Below are 3,233 nucleotides of genomic sequence, written 5' to 3'. Positions count from 1 at the left end.
CCACTCCCCAAGGGCCGTCAAGAAATTCGGGTACCGAGTCGTGGCCGGTTGGCCGCGCTTCAGCAAATTGGGTAAGTGATAGCATTCGGTGTTTTGTGCGCTTCGAACTTTCGGTTCATTGCGTCTTCACACACCGCAATCTGGCCTCTGTCGAGTTCGCAAATTGCTTGGGTGTTATATGGTCAAGCCTCACGGGCAATTAGTATTGGTTAGCTCAACGCCTCACAGCGCTTACACACCCAACCTATCAACGTCGTAGTCTTCGACGGCCCTTCAGGGGACTCAAGGTCCCAGTGAGATCTCATCTTGAGGCTAGTTTCCCGCTTAGATGCTTTCAGCGGTTATCTATTCCGAACATAGCTACCCGGCAATGCCACTGGCGTGACAACCGGAACACCAGAGGTTCGTCCACTCCGGTCCTCTCGTACTAGGAGCAGCCCCTCTCAAATCTCAAACGTCCACGGCAGATAGGGACCGAACTGTCTCACGACGTTCTAAACCCAGCTCGCGTACCACTTTAAATGGCGAACAGCCATACCCTTGGGACCGGCTTCAGCCCCAGGATGTGATGAGCCGACATCGAGGTGCCAAACACCGCCGTCGATATGAACTCTTGGGCGGTATCAGCCTGTTATCCCCGGAGTACCTTTTATCCGTTGAGCGATGGCCCTTCCATACAGAACCACCGGATCACTAAGACCTACTTTCGTACCTGCTCGACGTGTCTGTCTCGCAGTCAAGCGCGCTTTTGCCTTTATACTCTACGACCGATTTCCGACCGGTCTGAGCGCACCTTCGTACTCCTCCGTTACTCTTTAGGAGGAGACCGCCCCAGTCAAACTACCCACCATACACTGTCCTCGATCCGGATAACGGACCTGAGTTAGAACCTCAAAGTTGCCAGGGTGGTATTTCAAGGATGGCTCCACGCGAACTGGCGTCCACGCTTCAAAGCCTCCCACCTATCCTACACAAGCAAATTCAAAGTCCAGTGCAAAGCTATAGTAAAGGTTCACGGGGTCTTTCCGTCTAGCCGCGGATACACTGCATCTTCACAGCGATTTCAATTTCACTGAGTCTCGGGTGGAGACAGCGCCGCCATCGTTACGCCATTCGTGCAGGTCGGAACTTACCCGACAAGGAATTTCGCTACCTTAGGACCGTTATAGTTACGGCCGCCGTTTACCGGGGCTTCGATCAAGAGCTTCGCGTTAGCTAACCCCATCAATTAACCTTCCGGCACCGGGCAGGCGTCACACCCTATACGTCCACTTTCGTGTTTGCAGAGTGCTGTGTTTTTAATAAACAGTCGCAGCGGCCTGGTATCTTCGACCGGCGTGGGCTTACGCAGTAAATGCTTCACCCTCACCGGCGCACCTTCTCCCGAAGTTACGGTGCCATTTTGCCTAGTTCCTTCACCCGAGTTCTCTCAAGCGCCTTGGTATTCTCTACCCAACCACCTGTGTCGGTTTGGGGTACGGTTCCTGGTTATCTGAAGCTTAGAAGCTTTTCTTGGAAGCATGGCATCAACCACTTCGTCACCCAAAGGGTAACTCGTCATCAGCTCTCGGCCTTAAGATCCCGGATTTACCTAAGATCTCAGCCTACCACCTTAAACTTGGACAACCAACGCCAAGCTGGCCTAGCCTTCTCCGTCCCTCCATCGCAATAACCAGAAGTACAGGAATATTAACCTGTTTTCCATCGACTACGCTTTTCAGCCTCGCCTTAGGGACCGACTAACCCTGCGTCGATTAACGTTGCGCAGGAAACCTTGGTCTTTCGGCGTGGGTGTTTTTCACACCCATTGTCGTTACTCATGTCAGCATTCGCACTTCTGATACCTCCAGCAAGCTTCTCAACTCACCTTCACAGGCTTACAGAACGCTCCTCTACCGCATCACTTACGTGATACCCGTAGCTTCGGTGTATGGTTTGAGCCCCGTTACATCTTCCGCGCAGGCCGACTCGACTAGTGAGCTATTACGCTTTCTTTAAAGGGTGGCTGCTTCTAAGCCAACCTCCTAGCTGTCTAAGCCTTCCCACATCGTTTCCCACTTAACCATAACTTTGGGACCTTAGCTGACGGTCTGGGTTGTTTCCCTTTTCACGACGGACGTTAGCACCCGCCGTGTGTCTCCCATGCTCGGCACTTGTAGGTATTCGGAGTTTGCATCGGTTTGGTAAGTCGGGATGACCCCCTAGCCGAAACAGTGCTCTACCCCCTACAGTGATACATGAGGCGCTACCTAAATAGCTTTCGAGGAGAACCAGCTATCTCCGAGCTTGATTAGCCTTTCACTCCGATCCACAGGTCATCCGCTAACTTTTCAACGGTAGTCGGTTCGGTCCTCCAGTCAGTGTTACCTAACCTTCAACCTGCCCATGGATAGATCGCCCGGTTTCGGGTCTATTCCCAGCGACTAGACGCCCTATTAAGACTCGCTTTCGCTACGCCTCCCCTATTCGGTTAAGCTCGCCACTGAAAATAAGTCGCTGACCCATTATACAAAAGGTACGCAGTCACCCAACAAAGTGGGCTCCCACTGCTTGTACGCATACGGTTTCAGGATCTATTTCACTCCCCTCTCCGGGGTTCTTTTCGCCTTTCCCTCACGGTACTAGTTCACTATCGGTCAGTCAGTAGTATTTAGCCTTGGAGGATGGTCCCCCCATATTCAGACAAAGTTTCTCGTGCTCCGTCCTACTCGATTTCATTGATAAGAGATTTTCGCGTACAGGGCTATCACCCACTATGGCCGCACTTTCCAGAGCGTTCCGCTAATCTCAAATCAACTTAAGGGCTGGTCCCCGTTCGCTCGCCACTACTAAGGGAATCTCGGTTGATTTCTTTTCCTCAGGGTACTTAGATGTTTCAGTTCCCCTGGTTCGCCTCTTAAGCCTATGTATTCAGCTTAAGATAACCATCTTATGATGGCTGGGTTCCCCCATTCAGACATCTCCGGATCAAAGTCTGTTTGCCGACTCCCCGAAGCTTTTCGCAGGCTACCACGTCTTTCATCGCCTCTGACTGCCAAGGCATCCACCGTATGCGCTTCTTCACTTGACCATATAACCCCAAGCAATCTGGTTATACTGTGAAGACGACATTCGCCGAAAATTCGAATTTCTCAACTAAGAGAACTCACAAATTTTACCTTAGCCTGAACAACACCAGTGAAAGTGCCATTCAGTCTATCTTTCTATCACATACCCAAATTTTTAAAGAACGA

At 51.3% G+C, this 3,233-nt stretch carries 1 rRNA gene; it reads right to left on the bottom strand.

The window, feature by feature from the left end:
- Positions 1–178 precede the first annotated feature (178 nt).
- Positions 179–3,070 (bottom strand): 23S ribosomal RNA (locus GPL81_RS17450).
- Positions 3,071–3,233 lie beyond the last annotated feature (163 nt).

Source organism: Pseudomonas izuensis (genome assembly GCF_009861505.1).
Taxonomy (GTDB): domain Bacteria; phylum Pseudomonadota; class Gammaproteobacteria; order Pseudomonadales; family Pseudomonadaceae; genus Aquipseudomonas; species Aquipseudomonas izuensis.
The sequence above is the reverse complement of the archived record's forward strand: the minus strand, read 5'-3'. Positions and strand labels throughout refer to the sequence as shown.